Genomic DNA, 19,691 nt, shown 5'->3' with positions numbered 1-19,691 from the left:
CGCGCGGTGCGCTGCCCGAGCGGGCGGCGGCGAACGGCACGGGCTGCGTGCCGCGCGCGGGCGGCGGCTACGTCCTGGACAACGGGCTGCTGCGGGCCGAGATCGACGGCCGCGGGCTGCTGGTCTCCCTGTACGACCTGCGGGCCGGGCGGGAGACGCTGGCGCCCGGCAAGGCGGCCAACCTGCTCCAGCTGCACCAGGACTTCCCGACGATGTGGGACGCCTGGGACGTGGACGAGTTCTACCGCAGCACGGTGACGGACCTGGTGGAGGCCGATGCGGTGGAGGCCGTGGACGGCGGCACGGCCGGTGCCGTCCGGGTCCGGCGGACGTTCGGCTCCTCGGCCGTCGAGCAGGTGCTGACGCTGCCGCCGGGCGCGGCGCGGCTGGAGATCGCGACCGAGGTGGACTGGCACGAGACGGAGAAGTTCCTCAAGGCCGCCTTCCCGCTGGACGTGCACGCGGACCGGGTCGCGGCGGAGACCCAGTTCGGGCACCTGTACCGGCCCACCCACACCAACACCAGTTGGGACGCGGCCAAGTTCGAGGCGTGCGCGCACCGCTTCGTGCACGTCGAGGAGCCCGGCTGGGGCGTGGCGCTCGTGACGGACTCCACGTACGGGTACGACGCCTCGCGCGCGGCACGGGAGACGGGCCGCGGCACGACCACGACCGTACGGCTCTCCCTGCTGCGCGCGCCGCGCTTCCCCGACCCGCGCACCGACCAGGGCACCCACCGCTTCCGCTGTGCGCTCGTGCCGGGCGCCGGGATCGGCGACGCGGTGCGCGAGGGCTGGGCGCTGAACCTGCCGGAGCGGCGCGTGCCGGGCGACGCGGCGGTCGAGCCGCTGGTGTCGGTGGCCGGCGAGGCCGTCACCGTCACGGCCGTGAAGCTCGCGGACGACGGCAGCGGGGACGTGGTGGTACGCCTCCACGAGGCCCGCGGCGGGCGCGTCCGTACGGCACTGACCTGCGGCTTCCCGGTGGCCTCCGCGGTCCGGTGCGACCTGCTGGAGCGGCCCGCCGGAACCGGCGAGGAGCGGTGCGAGGGCGGCGTACTGCCCCTGGAGCTCCATCCGTTCGAGATCGTCACGCTGCGGCTGGGCCGCGGCGCCATCGAGGAGGCGTGACCGTGAGCAGTGGACCGCTGGATCGCAGAACCTTCGTACGGATGCTGGGCGCGGCCGGGGTGGCCGTGGGGCTGACCGGGCCGCTGGGTCCTTTCAGTGCGCCGCCCGCCGCCGCTGCCGCCCCCGCGCGCGGCGCCCACCAGCCCTTCATGCACGGCTACGACGCGGCCGCGCTGAAGTCCTGGAGCCCGAAGACCGACCGGTTCGCGCGCCACTTCCGCTCGCGCGTGCCGCTCGCCCGCCGCATTCCCGCGTTCGCCGCCACCCAGGCTGACCCGAACCTGGCGACCGGCCCGCGGCTGATGAACCTCAGCTACGACTACGACAACTCCTTCTTCACCGCATACAAGTACGGCGACGTCTTCGCGCGCAGGCTGCTGCGCTTCTGGCAGTACACCGACCTGTACGGCTCCTGGCACGGGATGCCGGTCGACGGCTCGCCCGAGGACGAGCCGGTGCACGGCGTGGTGAACCTGCCGAACCCGGCCTGGACCGACGCCGCGCACCGCAACGGCGCGCGCAGCCTGGGCTGTTGGTTCTGGCCGCGCACCGGCACCTTCGCCGACCTCCTGGAGCGCCGCGCCGACGGCTCGTACCCGGTGGCCGACGGACTCCTGGCGATGGCCGACTACTTCGGCTTCGACGGCTACTTCATCAACCAGGAAGCGAGCATCTCCGCGGCCGACGCGCACGAGCTGATGCGGATGCTGACGTACCTGCGGGCCAAGGCGCCCGAGGGCTTCCACCTCCAGTGGTACGACACGATCACCACCGGCGGGAAGCTGGACTACCAGAACGAGCTCAACGACAAGAACGCCGACTGGATCCAGCATGGCGACACCCCCGTCAACCACAGCCTCTTCGCCAATTACTGGCTCACCGAGGAGGGCGTGGAGACCTCGCGCCGCACGGCCCTGGAGCGGGGCCTCGACCCGTACGAGGCGGTCTTCCACGGCACCGAGACCGAGAAGTACGGCTTCAATCCGCCGTTCGACGCCCGGATGGTCTGTCCCGACGGGGAGCCGGCCCGGACCAGCTGGGCGCTGTTCGGCTCGCACTTCCCCTGGGACCGCTACCCCGAGCGCGAGGACCCGGACGCGCAGGGCGAGGTCTTCGTGCGCGAGCGGCACTACTGGTCGGGCCCGAACGAGGACCCGACCCGGACCGGGCGCACGGAGTACGTGCCCTGGCCGGACGAGGACGACGGCAAGCCGCGCGACGAGCACAACTTCCGCAAGTGGGACGGCGTGGCCCGGTACCTCACCGAGCGGTCGGTGATCGGCAGCTTTCCTTTCGTCACCCGCTTCAACACCGGGCACGGGCGTGCCTTCTTCCTGGCGGGCCGTCAGGTGTCCGACCGGGAGTGGAACAACATCGGCATCCAGGACGTGCTGCCCACCTGGCAGTTCTGGACGCGGGGCGCGGGCGGCGCCGAACCCTTGCACGCGGAGTACGACTACGCCACGGCCTACGACGGCGGCAGCTCGCTGCGCTTCTCCGGCCGCCTCACCCCGGAAGGGCCCACCACCGCCCGGCTGTTCAAGACCCGGCTGCGGGTCACGGGCGGGGAGCGGGCCCGGCTGGTGTACGCGACGGACGAGCGGGCGGGCCGGGTCGAGCTGGGCCTGATCACCGAGGAGGACCCCGGGGCCACGGTCTGGCTGCCCGCAGCCCGGCCGCGCGCGGGCGGCTGGACCACCGCGGAGCTGCCGCTGGCCGCGCTCGCGGGGCGTACCGTCGCCGCGGTGGCTGTCCGGTTCTCCACCACGGGCGGCCCCGCCGACCACACCTTCCGTCTCGGCGAACTCGCCTTCCTCGCCGGCCGCCCCGCGCCCCGCCCGGCCGCACCCGCCGGCTTCACGGTCGACGCCGTGCACCCCGCCGGGGACACCGCCGAGGTCTTCCTCTCCTGGCGGCTGGCACGGCAGGGCGTCTGGTACTACGACCTCACCCGGGAGCTCCCGGGCGGCCGTACCGAGTCGCTGGGGCGGATCTTCGACGACGTGTACTACGTCAAGGCCCTGACGCGGTCCGGGTCCGAGCGCGGGACGGAGCTGCGCCTGACGGCGGTGGCGCCGGACGGCACTCGGGGCGGCAGCGCCGTGGCCACGGTGCGCTGGCCCTGATCGTCAGCCGGTGGCCGCGGCCCCGGGCGTGAACACGTACGGGGTCGTGGTCGTCAGCGGCGCGAAGCCGAGCCGCTGGAGGATGGGGCGGCTCTGGTCGGAGGCGTCGACCTGGAGGTACGGGTAGCCACGTGCGGCGGCGATGCGGGCGCGGTGGGCGATCAGGGCGCGGTAGATGCCGCGGCCGCGCCAGGCCGGGTCGGTGCCGCCGCCCCAGAGGGTGGCGAAGGGCGCGTCCGGCGGCAGTTCCATGCGGGCCGCGCTCACCGGCTCCTCCCCTGCCATCACGACCACCGCCACCACCGTCTCCGGGGCCGCGGCGAGCCGGTCGAGGAGCTGGCTGCCGAAGCGGGCGCGGCCGGGGCCGAAGGCACGTTCGTGCACCGTGAGCATGAGGTCGACGCCGGCGGCGCCGGTGACCGGCTCCAGGCGGACACCGGCCGGGAGGTCCACCGCGGTGGGGAGGTCACGGGCCTCGGCGACCATCAGGGTCTCCTCGTCCTCGGGGACGAAACCGGCCGCCAGCAGTCGGTCCGCGAGGCCGGCCGGGCGGTCGTGGGCGTGCAGCTTCCACTCGAAGGCCCGGCCGAGCCCGGTGAAGTACCGGATCTGCGCGGCGATCGCGGCGTCCGCGGTGGCGGGCGTGAGGTCCGCCCAGAGGACGCCGTGCCAGCCGTCCGCCGCGTCGGCGGCCTGCCGGACCACGCCGTCCGCCCGCTCGATCCGGGAGCCGGGGCCGTCGGGCCGCGCCCCCTGCCGCATGTGCCGGTCGTACGCCGCGAGCACCGCTTCGTGATCCATGTGCTCACCTCAGCAGGGGCCGCGCGGCGGGACAACGGGTTTTCCGCGCCCGGAAGGCCCACAGGAGCGGTGCCGCACCGCCTGCGCGCTGCGCGCCCCTCGCGAACGGACCTGAGGTCTCCCGGTCCCGGCGTCCAGCCGGGCGTGCCCGTCCGGGACCGGGTTCGTTCGGTCTGCAACGTATCCGGTGGACACCGGGGCGCGGCGGGACGACGCTGGACGGACGGCATTCGCCGACGCATGTCTCGGAAGGGGAGCCACCATGTCGCAGGCAGCACCCCACGCAGCGGGCCCCAAGCCGTCCCGGGCGCACGGCCCGGACAACGTCTGGGCGTCCAGCGGCACGCTCTTCGCCGGAGTCCTGATGCTGGTCTCCGGGGTCCTCGGCGTCCTGGAGGGAATCGCCGGCATCGCCAACGACCAGGCGTACGTCCTGACGGGCAACCTGGCGGGCGACACCTATGTCTACAAGTTCGACACCACCGCGTGGGGCTGGATCCACCTCGTACTGGGCCTCGCCGTCGCCGTGATCGGGTACGGGCTGCTCAAGGGGACCCGCTGGGCCCGCACCCTCGGCGTCGTGGTGGCGGCGCTGTACGTGATCGCGCACTTCATGTGGCTGCCGTACCAGCCCATCTGGGCCCTGGTCGGCATCGCGCTCGGCGTCTTCGTCATCTGGTCGCTGTGCACGGACCGCACGCGTTACATCCCCTGACCGGCGCCCGATCCCGAGGCCGCTCCGCTCCGCCGAGCGGGGCGGCCTCCCGTGCTCAGCCCCGCGGCGCCGGCCTCGTGCGTACCGTGACCGCGATGCTGGTCAAGGCCAGCAGGACCACCACAGCGGCGAACACCGTGGCGGCGGTCCGCAGTGTCGTCGCCGTGACCAGCAGGCCGACGCCGATCGCCGGTACGGCCAGGCCCAGGTAGGCGGCGACGAAGTAACTGGAGATCAGTTCGCTCGCGCGGCCCGCCGGGGCCTCGGCCGCCACCAGCGCGAGCCCCGACCGGAACGCCACGCCGCCGCCCGCGCCCGCCACAGCGGCGCCGACCAGGAACAGCGGCAGCGAGGCGGCCGGCAGCGCGACCACGATGGCGGCCAGCCCGAGCGGTACGACGACCATGCCCCACACCGCCCCGGTGCGCGGCGCGATGCGCGCCGCGGCCAACTGGGCGAGGCCCGCGCTGCCGAACGCGCAGAAGACGACGATGCCCGCGAGGACCGGGCTGGTGTGGTGCAGACCCTCGGCCAGGAACTTGCCCGCCAGCGCCGACAGCAGCCCGAGGACCGCGAACGAGCCGAACACGGCGACGGCCGCCGCGGTGAACACCGGGCGGGCCGGCGCCGGTATCGACAGCCGCTGCGGCCGGACGCGGGCCTTCGCCCCGCCCTTGCGCACGGTCTCGGGGAGCGCGAGGACCAGCAGGCCGGGCAGGAGCAGGGCGGCGAGCACCGCGTACGGGGTGATCAGCGGGGCCGGGGCGTGCGCCACGAGCAGGCCGGAGAGCAGCGGGCCGACGCCCAGCCCCGCCATGTTGGTGACCGCGGCGATGAGCGCGGCGCGGGGCGGGCGGGAGTGCAGCTCACCGAGATAGGCGGTGGCCGCGCCCGTGGTCAGGCCGACCGAGACACCGGAGAGGATGCGGCCCGCGAGCAGGCCGGGGAGGGTGGGGAAGGCGGCGAAGACCACGCAGCTGAGCAGCCCGACGCCGACGGCCGGTGCGAGGACGGCGCGCCGGCCGATCTGGTCGGACAGGCCGCCGGCCAGCAGCAGCGGGCCGAGGATGCCGAGCGCGTACGCCGCGAACACCAGGGCCACCATCAGGGGGGACAGGCCCAGGCGCGCGGCGTACATGGGGTAGAGCGGGGTGGGCAGGGTGCCGCCGAGCATCACTGTGAAGAGCAGGGCCGTGACCGTGCACACGGCGAGGCCGCGGTGGCGTGGTGGGGCGGGGGCCGGGCGTGCGGCGGGGGCGTCCGGCCGCGCCCCTGTCACGGTCCCGGAGGAGGGGCCGGATGCGGTGCTGCTGTCCATCGTCATGAGCTGTCTTTCCGGCCGGGCGCACCCGGCCTTGAGTCGTTCTGCGATTGCTCGCCCGTCCCCCCCCCCGTGTTCCGTACGTCAGGCGGCCACCGCGGCCGCCGCCTCCGTCAGGTAGGCGCGTACGCCCCGGCCCGCGCTCTTGCGGCCCAGGAAGCCGCCGTCGACCAGCCGCTCCAGCAGGGGCGCGGGCGCGAACTCCGGCCGTCTGCCGTACTGCTCGTACAGCCGCCGGGCCACGGTGAGCGCGACGTCCGCGCCGACCGTGTCCAGCAGCCGGGTGGGCCCGATGGGCTGGCGGCCGACCGACTTCACCGCCGCGTCGAGCAGGGCCGGCCCGACCGCGCCGTCCTCCAGCAGCCCCAACGCGTCGTTGAGGTACGGGAAGAGGAGCGCGTTGACGAGGAAGCCGGTGCGGTCGGCGCAGTCGACGGGGGTCTTGCCGAGCCCCGTCACGATGCGCCGGGCGGTGGCGAGCGCGGGCTCGCCGGTGCCCGCGGCGCGGACCAGTTCCACCAGCGGCATCGCCGGCGCCGGATTGAAGAAGTGCAGCCCGACGACGTCGGCGGGGCGGCCGCTCGCCGTGGCGCACTCCCCCACCGGCAGGCTGGAGGTGGTCGTGGCGAGCAGGGTGCCGGTCGCGCAGACCGCGCCCAGCTCGGCGAAGAGCGCGCGCTTGACGGCCGGGTCCTCGACGACGGCCTCGATCACGAGCCCCGCGCGGCCGAGCACGCTCCGGTCAGTGGTCGCCGTCCAGCGGGCCACCGCCTCGACCGGGTCGGGCCCGCTCGCGGCGGTGCGCTCCAGTCCGAACCGCACGGCCTCGTCCGCCGCTGCCGCCTTCTCCTCCGTACGGGCCAGCAGCACGGTCCGGTAGCCGCCGCGCAGGAAGACCTCGCCGATACCGGTGGCCATCGTGCCGGAGCCGATGACGACGACCGGATCGATGCCGGGGACGGGGGCGGGGGTGGTGGCGGTGGCAGGTGCGGGCGTGGCGGCGGCGTTCCCGCACACATACCCCCGCCCCGCCTTGGCCCCGAGCGCGCCCTGATCGACCAATTTCCGCAGGCCGCGCGGTGGTTGGAAGCGCGGGCCCAGGCGTTCGTGCAGGCCGTCGAGTACGTCCAGTGCCGTGTCCAGGCCGATCGCGTCGAGCGTCCGCAGCGGGCCGTCGGGCCAGCCGCAGCCCAGCCGTACGGCGGTGTCCAGCTCGGCCGCGCTCGCGTGGCCCTCCTCGTGCATCCACGCGGCCTGGTTGAGCAGCGCGAAGAGCAGCACGGGAGCGACCGACCCCGGCAGGTCCGGTACCTGATGCACCTTCAGCCCGAGGCGGTGCAGCAGCGCGAGGACGATGGCCGTGTGCCGCTCGGGGGTGCCGGGTGCCCGGGCCAGCTCGACCGCGGTGAGCCGGTCGGCCCGTACGAAGCGGAGGGCCTGCAGACCGGGGCCGCCGCTCGCCGCGGTCAGTTCGGCGGCGGTCAGGGTCAGGGCCGTGGTGAGCACCGGGACGCCGGGACGGCGGTGGGCGGCGACGGCCGCCAGCACCGCACGCTTGGCCGCGGCGCGTTCCGGTACCGCCTCGATGACCGCGTCGGCCGCGGCGACGGCGTCGAGTGCGCAGGTCACCTCGATGCCGGTGCCGGCCAGCTCCTTCCGGGCGCGGTCCGCGTGCGCCGCGTCCGCCGTCACGCCGATCGTCCGCAGGCCCGCGGCGGCGCAGCGCCGGGCCAGGGCCGCGCCCGCCGTGCCGAGGCCGACCACGGCGACGGTCCGCACGCCGGCCTGTTCCGCTTCCTCATCCATCGTTGCTGTTCCCCCATTTCTCCCGTTCGGCGGTGCGCCGCGGGTCATGCTGCGGTCAGTACGAGCGCCGCGTTGTGGCCGCCGAAGCCGAGCGAGGTGCTGACGGCCACGTCGATCGGTGTCCTGCGGGCGGCGCCGGTCACCACGTCGACCTCGATCTCCGGGTCCAGCGCGGTGACGTTGGCGGTGGGTGGTACGACGCCGTCGCGCAGTGCGAGTGCCGTGTAGGCGGCCTCGACCGCTCCCGCGGCGGCGAGCGTGTGCCCGGTGACGCCCTTGGTGGAGGTCACGGCGGGGCGGGTGCCGAGCACGCGGTGCAGCGCGCGGGCCTCGGTCAGGTCGTTCATGGGCGTGGAGGTGCCGTGCGCGTTGACGTGGTCGACCTCGTCGGGCGCCACGCCCGCGTCCCGCAGTGCCGTACGCAGCGCGCGGGTCACGCCCCTGCCTTCCGGGTCGGGCGCCGTGGCATGGTGGGCGTCCGAGGAGGCGCCGTAGCCGGTGAGGCGGGCGTAGCCGCGTGCGCCGCGGGCCCGCAGGTCATCGGCGCGTTCCAGGACGAGGACCGCGGCGCCCTCGGCGGCGACGAAGCCGTCGCGGTCGGCGGCGAACGGGCGGGACGCGGCGGCGGGTTCGTCACGCCGGGTCGAGAGGGCGCCCATGCGGGAGAGGCCGGTGAGCGTCGCCGGTGTGATCGCCGACTCCGTGCCGCCCGCGAGGACGATGTCGCACAGGTCCGCGGCGAGCCAGGCGCGGGCGGTGCCGAGGGCCGCGGCGCCGGAGGCGCAGGCGGTCGCGGTGACCAGGCTGGGCCCGTGGACGCGCTGGTCGATGGCCACGTAGCCGGCGACCATGTTGACCATCGCCATGGGGATCATCAGCGCGGAGACCTCGTCGGGCGCCCCGTCGTAGTACGTGCGGTGCTGGGCCTCGAACGTGGCGGTCCCGCCGAGGGAGTTCCCCAGGACGACGCCCACGCGGGTGCCGTCCCAGGTCGCGGCATCGTGTCCGGCGTCCGCGACGGCCTGCCGGGCGGCGACCATGGCGAGCTGTACGAAGCGGTCCAGGCGCCAGGCGGTGCGCCGGCCGAGCAGCGCGTTCGCGTCGAAGTCCGGTACGCGGCAGGAAAAGTCGACGGGGAGACCGGCGAGTTCGGGGTCGCGGGCCGCGGCGGATCTGCCCGCGCGGACGCGGTCCCAGTTGGCCTCGACGCCGATGCCCGCCGGGGTGACGAGGCCGATGCCGCTGATCGCGACCTCCCGGCCTGCGCTCATGCCTGGCCGCCCTTCTCGGCGACGACCGCGACGGCGTCGTCGATACGGAAGGAGGACTGCAGGTCGCCTTCGGCCAGGACGACGCCCAGCTCCTTACGGACGAGCAGGCCCAGTTCGACGAGGATGAGCGAGTCGATGTCCAGCTCGTCGAAGGTCGCGCCGGCGAGGATCTCCTCCTCGGGCAGCCCGAACTTGGTGCTCAGGAGCGTGACGAGGCGGGTCTTGATGTCGGCAGGGGCGATGGTGGGCACGGTGGTTCCTTGTCGTGTAGAGGTGAATGAGGGGTACACGGCGCGGGGCGCGTCAGGGCGCCCGCGGCGCCGCGACCGGTTCGACGTACGGGGACGGCCAGCGCAGGGCCGCCGAGCCCCAGGTGAGGCCGCCGCCGAAGCCGGTGAGCAGTACCTTGTCGCCGGGGCGCAGGGTGCCGTCGGCGGCGGCGTCGGCGAGGGCCAGGGGGATGGAGCCCGCGACGGTGTTGCCGACGCGGTCGAGGTTGATGACGAGGCGGTCCTCGGGGAGGCCGAGCTGTTCGCCGACGGCCCGCAGGATGCGGACGTTGGCCTGGTGGGCCACGACCCGGTCCAGGTCCGTGCCGCGCCAGCCGATCCGGGCGAGCAGCGTCTCGGCGGACTTGCTCATGCTGAGCACGGCCTCGTTGAAGACGGCGCGGCCCTGCATGGTGAAGTACCGGTCCCGTTCGGGCGGGGGCGTGGCCGTCGAGCGCTGCCGGGAGCCGCCGGCCGGTACGGTGATCAGCTCCTCGCCCGCGCCGTCGCTGCCCAGGTCGAAGCCGAGCAGTGCGCCCGGCTCGGCGGGGTCGCCCGCGCGCAGCACGACCGCTCCGGCGCCGTCGCCGAAGATGGCGCGGGTGGTGCGGTCGGCGGGGTCGAGGATGGTGGAGAAGGTGTCGGCGCCGATGACGAGCGCGCGGCGCGCGGCGCCCGCGGTGATCATGGAGGCGGCGGTGGCCAGCGCGTAGACGAAGCCCGTGCAGACCGCGCCGATGTCGAAGGCCGCGACGCCGGTCAGGCCGAGCCGCTGGGCCACGGCGGGTGCGGTGGCCGGGCAGGGGTGGTCGGGGGTGCTGGTGGCGAGGACGACCAGGTCCACCGTGTCCGCTGCGGTCCCGTCCTGACCGCCCTCGGTGCCGTGGCCCCTGCGGGCGGATTCCAGGGCCCGGCGCCCGGCCGCCACGGCCAGGTCGGAGGTGGCCTCGCCGGGCGCGATGACGAAGCGCTGCCGGATGCCGGTACGGGTGCGTATCCACTCGTCGGTGGTGTCCAGCTCCGCGGCCAGCGCGCTGTTCGGTACGGCGGTGGCAGGCAGGGCTCCGCCCAGGCCACAGAGGACCGCGGCGCGGTGCGTGGCGGCCGTCATGCCGGCTCCTGTCCGGCGCCCGGGACGGGGAGGACAGCCAGGGCGACCGGCCGCCGGCTCTCCGGGCGGCGGGGGCGCCCCTCCGGTCCCGCGGTGGTGAGGTGGAGCCGCCCCTCGGCGACGGCCGTACCGTTCTGCTCGAACGCCGCCCGGAAGGAGCGGAGTTGTGGCAGGCCGGCACCGAGCCCGTCCTGCGGCTCGGCGGTGCCGTACGCGCTCAGCCGTACGGTGACCGGGAGGTGCGGCTCGGCGAACCGGTGACAGCGCAGGTCGAGTCCGGCGACCGTCGTCAGCGCCGGCAGCGCGCCGTACGTTTCGGCGGCGGTGCACAGCGCGAGCTGCCGGGCCGCCTCCAGCAGGACCATGGCCGGTACGTGGTCGTATCCGGCGTCGAACAGCGCGGGGTTGTCGGCGGGCAGCCGCAGCAGCGCCTTGGCCCTGCCGCCTTCCACCGCGACCCGGCTGAGGACCACGTTCTCCGGCCGGGTGCGGCCGACAAGGTGCGGGGCGACGGGCGTGCAGGGCAGCACCGGCGCTCCGGCGCGGGCCACCGCCTTGCGGGCGCGGGCCGGGCGCAGGCCGTCGTAGAGCTCGCGGGAGACGTGCCGGACGCGCAGGGCGGCCGTGCCGAGACGGCCCGCCGGAAGGGTCATGTCGAAGGCGTAGGTCATCCGCCGTGCGGTGCCGGTGCCGGGGCGGCCTTCGGCGGTCACGGCCAGGGCCAGGTCCGCCGGTCCGGGTGTCCGGCCGGCGGTGCGGATTCCGGGCAGCGCGAGCTCGCAGGATTCGATCAGGAACCGCCCGTCGGGCTCGATTCCCGAGAATTCCCTACCGCCGTACGGTCCGGCCTGTCGGCAGCATTCCATGAGCAGCAGCGGATCGATTCCGGCGCCCCGCTCCGGGCCCGGTACGCGATCGGTGTAGTAAGGGTGCTCGCCCGGAATGCGGGCCGTCGCGAGATATTCCGTCGTGGTCAATTTCCGTACGGCCGTCAGAAACAATTCGGGGAGCGCCCAGCGGTCGACTGCGGGCAGGGCCCGCTCATCGTCCGCTGGTCGCGCCGGGGCCGTGAACTGCATGTTTCCCCCGTCTCGATCAATTCAATTCCATGTTGCGGAATTGGTCTTTCGCCTTCTGAATCATGTCACCGCATTCGGCGACCCGTCAAGCCGCTTTTCCGCAATCCCGCAAGCCGCCGGTCCGGAATTTGGGCAATGTTTTTAACGATATTTACCCGGCGGCTGTAACCGTCGCCCGGATATCCTGGACAAGCCGCCCGACAACGGCCGCCACGCGCCCCTCGAAGTAGAAATGACCGCCCGGGAAAAGGTGCTGTCCGACAAAATCGTCGGCGCCGTCCGCCCAGTCGAGCAGGTTCTCCACGGGCACCACCCGGTCGTCCTCGCCGCCGAAGAGCGACAGCGGGACCCGCACGTCGGCCGAGACCGTCCGCGGCTCCCAGGTCTCCACCACCGAGAAGTCGGCGCGCACCCGGTCCTCGAACAGCGCCCAGAGGTCGTCCTCGTCGAGCACCGCCGGCGGGATGCCGCCCATCGCCCGCAGCGCCGCCCGGAGCCGGTCCGACGGCATCCGGTGCAGCGGCTCGCCGCCCAGGCCCTCGCCGGGCAGGTCCTCGTACGGCGCGCCGCAGGCCGAGACCCCGAGCCAGCACGGCTCCGGCAGCCCGCGCGCGGCGAGCCGCGCGGCCGCCTCGTACGCCACGAGCGCGCCCATGCTGTGCCCGAAGAGCGCGAACGGACGGTCCATCAGGTCCAGCGTCCGGCCGATGAAGTACTCCGCGAGGTCACGGGCGCCGCGCAGGGCGGGACGGTGGCTCGTCCGCCCGCGGCCCGGCGCCTCGAAGAGGCACACCTCCCAGTCGTCGGGAACGTGCCGGGCCCACTCGGTGAAGGTGAGGTGCGAGCCCGCCGCGTGGTGCAGCAGGAAGACCCGCAGCGCCGGCTCGTCCACCGGGCGCGGCCTGATCACCGCCTCGCTCACGTCGGTCGTGCCGTTCACGCCGCCGCCCTTTCCCGCCGGACGGCGCGCAGCATACGGGTGAGCACGCTGCCGTCGCCGGCCTCCCGGAATGCCGCCCTCCCCTCGGCCAGCAGTCCTTCCAGGGTCTGCCGCCACAGCACGGGGTGAGCGATCTGTTCGAGCAGTACGTGGGCGATCGCGGGCCCGTCGTCGCCGTACGGCGCGGCGTGCCGGTTCGAGAGGACCGGCAGGGTGGGCGCGGCGAGCGTCGCGGCCCTCAGTACCGGCGCGAACTCCTCCGCCGCCGGGGCCATGTGGGAGGTGTGGAAGGGCCCGCTGACGTCCAGCCTGCGGACCATCCGGGCGCCTGCCGCGCGCGCCGCGTCGGCGGCCGGCTCCAGGTCCTCCGCCGGCCCCGCGATCACGGTCTGGTCCGCGGTGTTGAAGTTGGCCGCCTCGACGCGCCCGAGCCCGGCGCGGCGCAGGACGAGGCGGAGGACCGCGTCGTCCAGGCCGACCACCGCCGCCATGCCGCCGCCGGTGACCGCGGACATCGCGCGCGCCCTGGCCGCGACCAGCCGCAGCCCCTCGGCGAAGCCGAACACCCCGGCCGCCTCAAGGGCGTTGTACTCGCCGAGGCTGTGCCCGATGGCGACGTCGGGGACGCCGTGCTCCTCGCGCAGGACGCGGTAGCCGAGCGCGTTGACGGTGTAGACGGCGGGCTGGGTGTATTCCGTACGGCCGAGCAGCCCGTCGGGGTCCTCGGCGCACAGACGGCGGACGGAGTAGCCGAGCACGGCGTCGGCCGCGTCGGTCAGCTCGGGGAAGCGGTCGAACCAGTCGGCGCCCATGCCGGGGCGCTGCGCCCCCTGGCCGGGAAACATCAGGACATAGGTCATGGGGTGGTGATCCTCGGGAGGGTGTCGGGTTCCGGTCGGGGTCCGGAATGGAAGCGGCTGTCGGTGAAGAGCAGCGGCGGGGCCGGCGAGAGCACCTCGAACTCCTCGGCGCGGCCGAGCAGGACGGTGTGGTCGCCGGCCGGGAACGTGCCGGCCAGCGCGCAGTCGAAGGCGGCGACGCCCTCGGTGAGCACGGGTGAACCGGCGTGAGCGGCGGGCCGGTACGGCCGCCCGGCGAAGCCCGCGGCGCCGGCCGGGCGGCCCGGGTCGGCGAACCACCGGGCGTCGGCCTCCTGGTGCGCGGCCAGTACGGTGACGGCGAACCGCCTGCCGTGCAGGGCGTGGCTGAGGAGCCGGGAGCCGTTGCCGAGCGCCACGAGAATCATCAGCGGGTCCACCGAGGCCGTGGCGAAGGCGTTGACGGTCGTGCCGTGCGGCACTCCCCCGGCCAGCGCCGTGACCACGGTGACCCCGGTGGGGAACCGGCCGGCGGCCCGCCGGAAGCGCCGCCGCTCGGCCTCGCTCACGGTCCGGGACGCGGCCGGTGCCGTCACGGTGTCGCTCCCGCCGCTCCTCATGCGCACCGCTTCCGCAGCGCGTCGAGGTGGCCGAGCCCGTCCAGTACGGTCTTGACCGGCAGCCCGAAGTCGATGAGGCAGGCCACCTCGTCCACGCCGAGCCCGGCCAGCCGCTCGACGACGCGGGCGGCCTTGGGCACCGTGCCGAGCAGCCCGCCGTCGTCGTAGTAACGGTCGAAGGCGCGGGCGACGAGGAAGTCCACGTCCTTCTCCTTGAGTTTCGCCGGGTCCACCCGCCGCGCGCCCACCGTTCCCGAGCCCAGCAGCAGCCCCAGTGAGCTGCGCAGGTACGCCTTCAGCGGCTCCCTGACCAGGTCCCGGACTTCGGCCTCGTCGGCACCGAGGAAGGTGTGCACCATCAGGACGACATGGCCGTCGCCGCCGCCCGGGCCCGCGCTCGCCGCGTACGCCCTGCGGTACTCGCGGATCTTCCCGGCCAGTTCGTCCAGGTCCTGCCCGAGCAGGTGGGTGAGCACGCCGGCGCGCCGGTCGCCCGCGGCGCGGAACGTCTCCACGCCGCCCGCGCTGGTGACCCAGACGGGCAGCTCCCGCTGGACGGGCGGCGGGTAGGCCCGCACGCGCTGCTCGGCGCCCGCTCCGTCGGTCACCGTCAGCTCCTCGCCGCGCCACAGCCGGCGGACGTCCTCGACGGTGTCGGTCATGACTTTCCTGCGGTCGGCGTACGACTCGGGGCGGAGCGCGAAGTCCACCGCGTGCCAGCCGGAGGCGAAGGCGAGCCCCACCCGGCCGCCGGAGAGGTTGTCGACGACGGACCACTCCTCGGCGATCCGCAGCGGGTGGTGCAGCGGCGCCACGACGCTGCCGGCGCGGATGGCGACCCGGCTCGTCACGGCGGCGACGGCGGCTCCGGTGACGGCGGGGTTGGGGTAGAGCCCGCCGAAGGGGTGGAAGTGGCGCTCGGGGGTCCATACGGCGGTGAAGTCGTGTGCGTCGGCGAACCGCGCGCCCTGGAGCACCAGGTCGTAACGGCCGCGCGCGGCCGGGTCACGGCCGTCGTCCCCGAAGTAGAACAGGCTGAAGTCCATCTGCTTCTCTCTGGCTCGGTCGAGTGATCCGGCCGGTCAGGCCGTGGTGGCCGCCGGCTCCGCGGCCGGCTGCCCGGTGGCGAACGGCCGGTTGCGCTCCGCCCAGTGCGCGACCGCCGGCGTCGCGAGGCCACCGGCGAGCAGCACGGCCGCGAAGACCAGCCAGCCGGCGCTGCCCCAGCCGATGAGCAGGGCCGTGGTGAGGGCCGGCGTGACGGCGGCCCCCGCGCGCTGGGTGAGCCCGAAGAGGCCCTGGTACTGGCCGTGCGCCTGCGCGGGCGCGAGGTCGTAGGACAGCGCCCAGGAGCCGGCGGAGTGCAGCATCTCGCCGATGACCTGGACGACGGCGCCCACCAGCAGGCAGCCGACGGCGACCCATGCGGGTTGGCCCGCCGAGAGGGCGAAGATGCCACAGGCGAGCGCGAGCACGAGACCGGAGCGGCGCATCGCGCGGGCCCCGCCGCGTACGTCCTCCGCGCCCCGGCTCAGCCGCACCTGGAACAGCACGCACATCGCGGTGTTGAGGAACATGATCGCCGCGTAGACGGAGACCGGCGCGTCCGTGCGGTCCGCGATCCAGATGGGCAGCGCGGCGGTGAGCAGCGCGTCCGTGCCCAGCACGAGGACGGCGTTGAGCGCCGAGACGGCCAGGTACGGCACATCGCGCAGGACGTGCCGCGCCCGCTCGCCCTGGGACGTGGCGGCCGGCGCTGACACGGGCAGCGCCAGGCAACTCAGGCCGCCCAGCACGAACAGCGCGCCGGCGCCGAGCAGCATGGCGGTGTAGACCGTACGGGAGTCGGCGGTCAGCGCGACGCCGCCGAGCAAGGTGCCGCCCGACAGGCCGACGTTGATGACGGACTGCAGGTACGCCCTGGCCCGTACCCGCTCGCCCGGCGGCAGCGCGTCCGCGATCAGGGCGCCACGGGCGGCGGTACTGGCCGAGTCGGCCATCGCGGCCAGGCTCACCACGACCAGGAACCCGGCGAACCCGGCGGCCGGCGCGTACCCGCAGACCAGCACTCCCTGCAGCACGCCGAACGCGATGGAGGCGGTGCGCGAGCCGAGCCGGTCGGACAGCTGGCCCGCCGGAATGCTGACGGCCATCCCGAGGACCGCGGAGACGGTCAGGCCGAGCCCCACCTGCGCGGCGGGCACGTGGACGGCCCGGATGAAGTACAGGACGCTGACGGACAGCAGGAAGCCGTTGCCCACGGTCCGGGCGAGGTTGCTGACGGTCAGGACGCGGACGACACCGGGCGGCGGCACCAGGGCGCGGAGCAACTGCATCGGTTTCCCTGCCATCTCAGGCCGCCGGCACACGGTCGGTGAACCGCTGCCGCAGCGCGGGGCGGTCGATCTTCCCGTTGGGGTTGAGCGGCAGCTCGTCGAGGTGGACGAGGCGGCGCGGGATCATGTGGACGGGGATGTGCTTGCGCAGCCAGAGCATCGCGGCGGACGGCGTCAGCTCCTCCCCCGTGTAGCAGCCCACGAGTTCGGTACCGTCGGCGCCGGGCACCGCCACGACCACTGCCTCGCGCATCGCCGGGTGGTGGCGCATCGCGGCCTCGACCTCGCCGAGTTCGATGCGGTAGCCGCGCACCTTGACCTGGTTGTCGAGGCGGCCCAGATGGACCAGCACGCCGTTCTCGTGCCGGACCCGGTCGCCGGTGCGGTAGTAGTGCCCGGCGGTGAGCCCGCCCTTGCCGTCGTACGGTTCCGCCCGCGCGCCATCAGTGCCGTCGGTTCCTCCGAAGTAGACGAAGCGTCCCTGGTCGTCGGCCGGGTCCAGATAGCCGTCGAAGCGCTGCGAGCCGCGGACGCACAGCTCGCCCTCGGCCGCCGGGCGGCCCTCCTCGTCCAGGATCAGCTGGTCGAGGAAGGGGTACACGGGCCCGATGGGCACGGTGGCGTTGGACGTCACCGGCCACTGGGCGGGATCGGCCGGGAGGCGGAACTCGGTGCAGGCAACGGTGAGTTCCGTTGGCCCGTAGACGTTTTCGAGCACGGCGTCCGGGGCCACCGCACGCCACGCCTCCGCCTGCCGGTACGTCAGCTGTTCGCCGATGAAGATGCCGTACCGCAGGCCGGTGACCAGCCCGGACGGCAGATTGCCGAGGCCTGCCGCCACCGAGACGAGCGAGGGCACCGAGAACCAGTGCGTGATGCCCCGCTCGACGAGGTGGTCGACCGGCTTGAGCAGCTCCGAGCGCTGCGCCGCCACGAGCGTGGCGCCCGCGCCCCAGGTCACGAAGAGGTCGAAGACGGACGGGTCGAAGGTGAGGTCGAAGGTGTGTGACACCCGGCAGCCCGGCCCGACCTCGTACCGCTCGATGTTGTGCGCGACATACGGGGAGAGGTTGCGGTGCCGGATCGGCACGCCCTTGGGCCGCCCGGTGGACCCGGAGGTGAACAGGACGTACGCGAGGTCGTCCGGGGTGGTGCCCGGGCCGTCTAGGGACAGCGTCCCCGCCGCGTCGGCGTACGCAGCGGCCTCGGCATCGGCCACGGTGAGCCGGGTGTGCCCCGATCGCTCGGGGAAGTGCGGCAGCTGTGCCGCGCCCGCCTCGTCCGTGAGCAGCACCTCGGCCCCGGCCAGTTCGTACACGCCCTGATTGCGGCGCGCCGGGTAGCCCGGGTTGAGCGGGGTGACGACCGCGCCGAGGCGCAGTGCGGCCAGGTACCCGACGAAGGCGGTCAGGCTGCGTGCGGCGAGCAGCGCGACGCGCTCCGGCGCCCGCCCGTGGTCCCGCAGCATCCGGGAGGCGAGCCCGGCCGCGCAGGCGTGCAGTTCGCGGTAGGTGAGGCGGTGGTCGCGCACCTCCAGCGCGGGCGCGTCGGGGTACCGCTCGACGGAGCGGGCGAACCATTCGTACAGCGTGCGGTCGGTCATCGTGCTCCTCGGGGCAGGGGCAGGGCGTGGGCGGTGAGGGCCGCGCAGTCGGGGTGGTGGGTGGCGGCGAACTCCAGACTGCGGCGCAGCAGTTCACCGGTCGGCACGGGTCGCTGTTCCTGCCGCTCCAGCCATGGCCGCCAGGCCGCCGCTTCCCACCGGGCCGTGGCTCCGGGCGCGCTCGCGTGCAGGGCGCGCAGCGCGAGCGGGTCCAGGGCAGGGGTGTCGTTCTCCAGCGCGCGCAGGGCCACGGCGCGCTGCCATGGCCGTACGGGGACGCCTTCGGTCGGCAGCCCGGCGTCGGCGAGCAGTCCGAAGAGCTCGCGTACTGTCACGGCCCGCTCGTCCGCCAGGTGGTAGGCGCGGCCCTCCGAGCCGGGCGCGTCCATGAGATCGGCGATCGCGTGGGCCGCGCGGTCGACCGGTACGAGCGGCAGCGGCCGGTCGTCCAGCGGATGCAGGCCGGTCGCGAGGCTCCCGATGAGCAGCTGCCCCAACGGGTCGTACGGATCGCAGGCGCCGTCGGCGAGCGCGCCGAGCAGCAGTCCCGTACGGAACACGCGTACCCGCATCCCGTCCCGTTCGGCCCGCTCCAGCAGGCGCTCGCCGACCCAGGCCGCGACGGCTGCACCGCCGCGTTCGGGATCCAGCGGCTGCTCGCGCTGCTCGGCGAGCACGGGCTCGGCGCCGAGCGCGGGGGCACAGGCGGCCAGGGTGGAGAGCAGTGTGAGATCCGCGATGCCGTTCTCGCGCTGCCAGCGCAGCAGCTCGGCGAACGGGAGCACACCGTGGCCACGGACTTCCTGGTACGTCCCGCCGTCGCCGGGCCGGGGCGCGGCGTGCACCACCCGGCCGACTCGGCGGGCGAGTTCGCCGTCCCGGTGGTGGGTGAGCGTCTTGCCTACGGAGGAGAGGCCGGCCGGGACGACGGGCACCCGGGCGGGGTCCGGTGCCGGCAGTCCGAAGCGGGCCGCCGCTTCGGCGAGCAGCGCGTGGCCGCTGTCCTCGTCGGGCACGGGCAGCAGCCGGTGGACCCGGGCGTCGGGCCGCCGCAGCAGCAGCTCGTGCAGGACAAAGGTCTCCAGCGCGCCCGTGCCGCCGCCGGTCAGCAGGGTGTCCGGACCGAGCGTGCGGCCGGGTGCCGCGGGTTCGCCGAGCGGGAGGTCCAGGTCGGCGTCGATCCCTTCGGCGGCCTGGTCGATCACGGAGAGCCCCACGGGTCCATCGGCGGTCCCGGCGGCAGCGCCGCCCTCGGCAGCCGCGCCCGCCGGGCGTTGCAGGCCGCGAAGGATGTCCGCCATCCGTCGTACGGTGGCCTGTCCGCCGCCCGCGCGGTGGACGTTGACCGACACGCCGTGGCGACGCTGTACCGCGGCCTCGATCCGCATCGCGGTGAGGGAGTCCCCGCCCAGCTCGCCGAATTCGTGGTCGGGGCCCAGCGTCGGCACGCCGAAGATCTCCCGCCAGAGACCGAGCAGCCCCGCGGTCACCTCGTCCGCGGGCCCGCCGGGCCGCGCGTCCTCCCTGGTGGGCGTCGGCGCACCGGCCGGCGCGGCCAGCGGCGGCAGGCGGTCCAGTGCCCAGTAACGCTGCCGCGTGAAGGGGTACGTGGGCAGCGGCACCCGCCGCCCGCGCCCAGCGGCGAGCGCCGCCCAGTCCACGTCGGCACCGTGCAGCCATGCGTCGGCCACGGCCTCGTCGACGCGGTCGTCGAGCACGTCGCCGGATGTGTCGATGACCAGCCG

Annotated in this window: 17 protein-coding genes; 3 read left to right on the top strand and 14 right to left on the bottom strand. The window is 74.6% G+C overall.

The features are described from left to right. On the top strand, positions 1-1,130 hold a 1,130-nt coding region (locus ABT381_RS28585), incomplete at its 5' end, for a glycoside hydrolase family 38 C-terminal domain-containing protein (protein ID WP_351599461.1). Positions 1,131-1,132: 2 nt separating this feature from the next. After that, positions 1,133-3,256 carry an endo-beta-N-acetylglucosaminidase gene (locus ABT381_RS28580; protein ID WP_351599460.1) on the top strand — a complete coding sequence of 708 codons (2,124 nt, stop codon included), beginning with the start codon at positions 1,133-1,135 and terminating at the stop codon, positions 3,254-3,256. Positions 3,257-3,259: 3 nt separating this feature from the next. On the opposite strand, the gene ABT381_RS28575 is transcribed toward ABT381_RS28580, so the two are convergent. Then, on the bottom strand, positions 3,260-4,057 hold the full coding sequence (locus tag ABT381_RS28575; RefSeq protein ID WP_351599459.1) for a GNAT family N-acetyltransferase: 798 nt from the start codon (positions 4,055-4,057) through the stop codon (positions 3,260-3,262). A gap of 262 nt (positions 4,058-4,319) precedes the next feature. On the opposite strand from ABT381_RS28575, the gene ABT381_RS28570 reads away from it, so the two are divergent. Continuing rightward, positions 4,320-4,772: a DUF7144 family membrane protein gene (locus ABT381_RS28570; RefSeq protein WP_351599458.1), complete on the top strand. Its 453-nt coding sequence runs from the start codon at positions 4,320-4,322 to the stop codon at positions 4,770-4,772. 55 nt (positions 4,773-4,827) lie between these two features. On the opposite strand, the gene ABT381_RS28565 is transcribed toward ABT381_RS28570, so the two are convergent. From ABT381_RS28565 to ABT381_RS28505, 13 genes are all read right to left on the bottom strand, one after another. Beyond that, on the bottom strand, positions 4,828-6,096 hold the full coding sequence (locus ABT381_RS28565; RefSeq protein WP_351599457.1) for an MFS transporter: 1,269 nt from the start codon (positions 6,094-6,096) through the stop codon (positions 4,828-4,830). Between the two features lie 81 nt (positions 6,097-6,177). After that, positions 6,178-7,899 (bottom strand): 3-hydroxyacyl-CoA dehydrogenase family protein, encoded by a 1,722-nt coding sequence (locus tag ABT381_RS28560; protein WP_351599456.1) that lies wholly within the window; start codon positions 7,897-7,899, stop codon positions 6,178-6,180. A gap of 44 nt (positions 7,900-7,943) precedes the next feature. Further along, complete coding sequence (locus ABT381_RS28555; RefSeq protein ID WP_351599455.1) at positions 7,944-9,170, bottom strand: beta-ketoacyl-[acyl-carrier-protein] synthase family protein; 1,227 nt, start codon at positions 9,168-9,170, stop codon at positions 7,944-7,946. Beyond that, positions 9,167-9,421, bottom strand: coding sequence for an acyl carrier protein (locus ABT381_RS28550; protein WP_351599454.1), 255 nt, complete (start codon positions 9,419-9,421; stop codon positions 9,167-9,169). The genes ABT381_RS28555 and ABT381_RS28550 overlap by 4 nt, the downstream gene beginning before the upstream one ends. Before the next feature lie 52 nt (positions 9,422-9,473). Beyond that, on the bottom strand, positions 9,474-10,550 hold the full coding sequence (locus ABT381_RS28545) for a beta-ketoacyl-ACP synthase III (RefSeq protein ID WP_351599453.1): 1,077 nt from the start codon (positions 10,548-10,550) through the stop codon (positions 9,474-9,476). Further along, positions 10,547-11,629, bottom strand: coding sequence for an AfsA-related hotdog domain-containing protein (locus ABT381_RS28540; protein WP_351599452.1), 1,083 nt, complete (start codon positions 11,627-11,629; stop codon positions 10,547-10,549). The genes ABT381_RS28545 and ABT381_RS28540 overlap by 4 nt, the downstream gene beginning before the upstream one ends. Positions 11,630-11,780: 151 nt before the next feature. Then, positions 11,781-12,569: a thioesterase II family protein gene (locus ABT381_RS28535; protein WP_351599451.1), complete on the bottom strand. Its 789-nt coding sequence runs from the start codon at positions 12,567-12,569 to the stop codon at positions 11,781-11,783. Further along, the gene (gene fabD, locus ABT381_RS28530) at positions 12,566-13,429 is read right to left on the bottom strand and encodes an ACP S-malonyltransferase (protein ID WP_351599450.1); all 864 of its coding nucleotides are present in this window, start codon (positions 13,427-13,429) and stop codon (positions 12,566-12,568) included. The genes ABT381_RS28535 and fabD overlap by 4 nt, the downstream gene beginning before the upstream one ends. Further along, positions 13,426-13,983: a flavin reductase family protein gene (locus ABT381_RS28525; RefSeq protein WP_351599449.1), complete on the bottom strand. Its 558-nt coding sequence runs from the start codon at positions 13,981-13,983 to the stop codon at positions 13,426-13,428. Before ABT381_RS28525 ends, fabD begins: the two co-directional genes overlap by 4 nt. 20 nt (positions 13,984-14,003) lie before the next feature. After that, positions 14,004-15,053, bottom strand: a complete 1,050-nt coding sequence (locus tag ABT381_RS28520; RefSeq protein ID WP_351599448.1) for a MupA/Atu3671 family FMN-dependent luciferase-like monooxygenase — start codon at positions 15,051-15,053, stop codon at positions 14,004-14,006. A 36-nt stretch (positions 15,054-15,089) separates the two neighbouring features. Next, a complete protein-coding gene (locus ABT381_RS28515) occupies positions 15,090-16,343 on the bottom strand; it encodes an MFS transporter (RefSeq protein ID WP_351599447.1) in 1,254 nt (417 codons plus the stop codon). 16 nt (positions 16,344-16,359) lie between these two features. Further along, positions 16,360-17,946 carry an amino acid adenylation domain-containing protein gene (locus tag ABT381_RS28510; protein WP_351599446.1) on the bottom strand — a complete coding sequence of 529 codons (1,587 nt, stop codon included), beginning with the start codon at positions 17,944-17,946 and terminating at the stop codon, positions 16,360-16,362. Further along, positions 17,943-19,691: SDR family oxidoreductase (locus tag ABT381_RS28505; RefSeq protein WP_351599445.1), on the bottom strand; the 1,749-nt coding region annotated here is incomplete at its 5' end. The genes ABT381_RS28510 and ABT381_RS28505, both read right to left, overlap by 4 nt.

It is taken from the genome of Streptomyces sp. NPDC000151 (genome assembly GCF_040301705.1).
In the GTDB taxonomy this organism is placed as follows: domain Bacteria; phylum Actinomycetota; class Actinomycetes; order Streptomycetales; family Streptomycetaceae; genus Streptomyces.
Note: the sequence above shows the minus strand (reverse complement) of the source record. Positions and strands in the feature narration are given on the sequence as shown.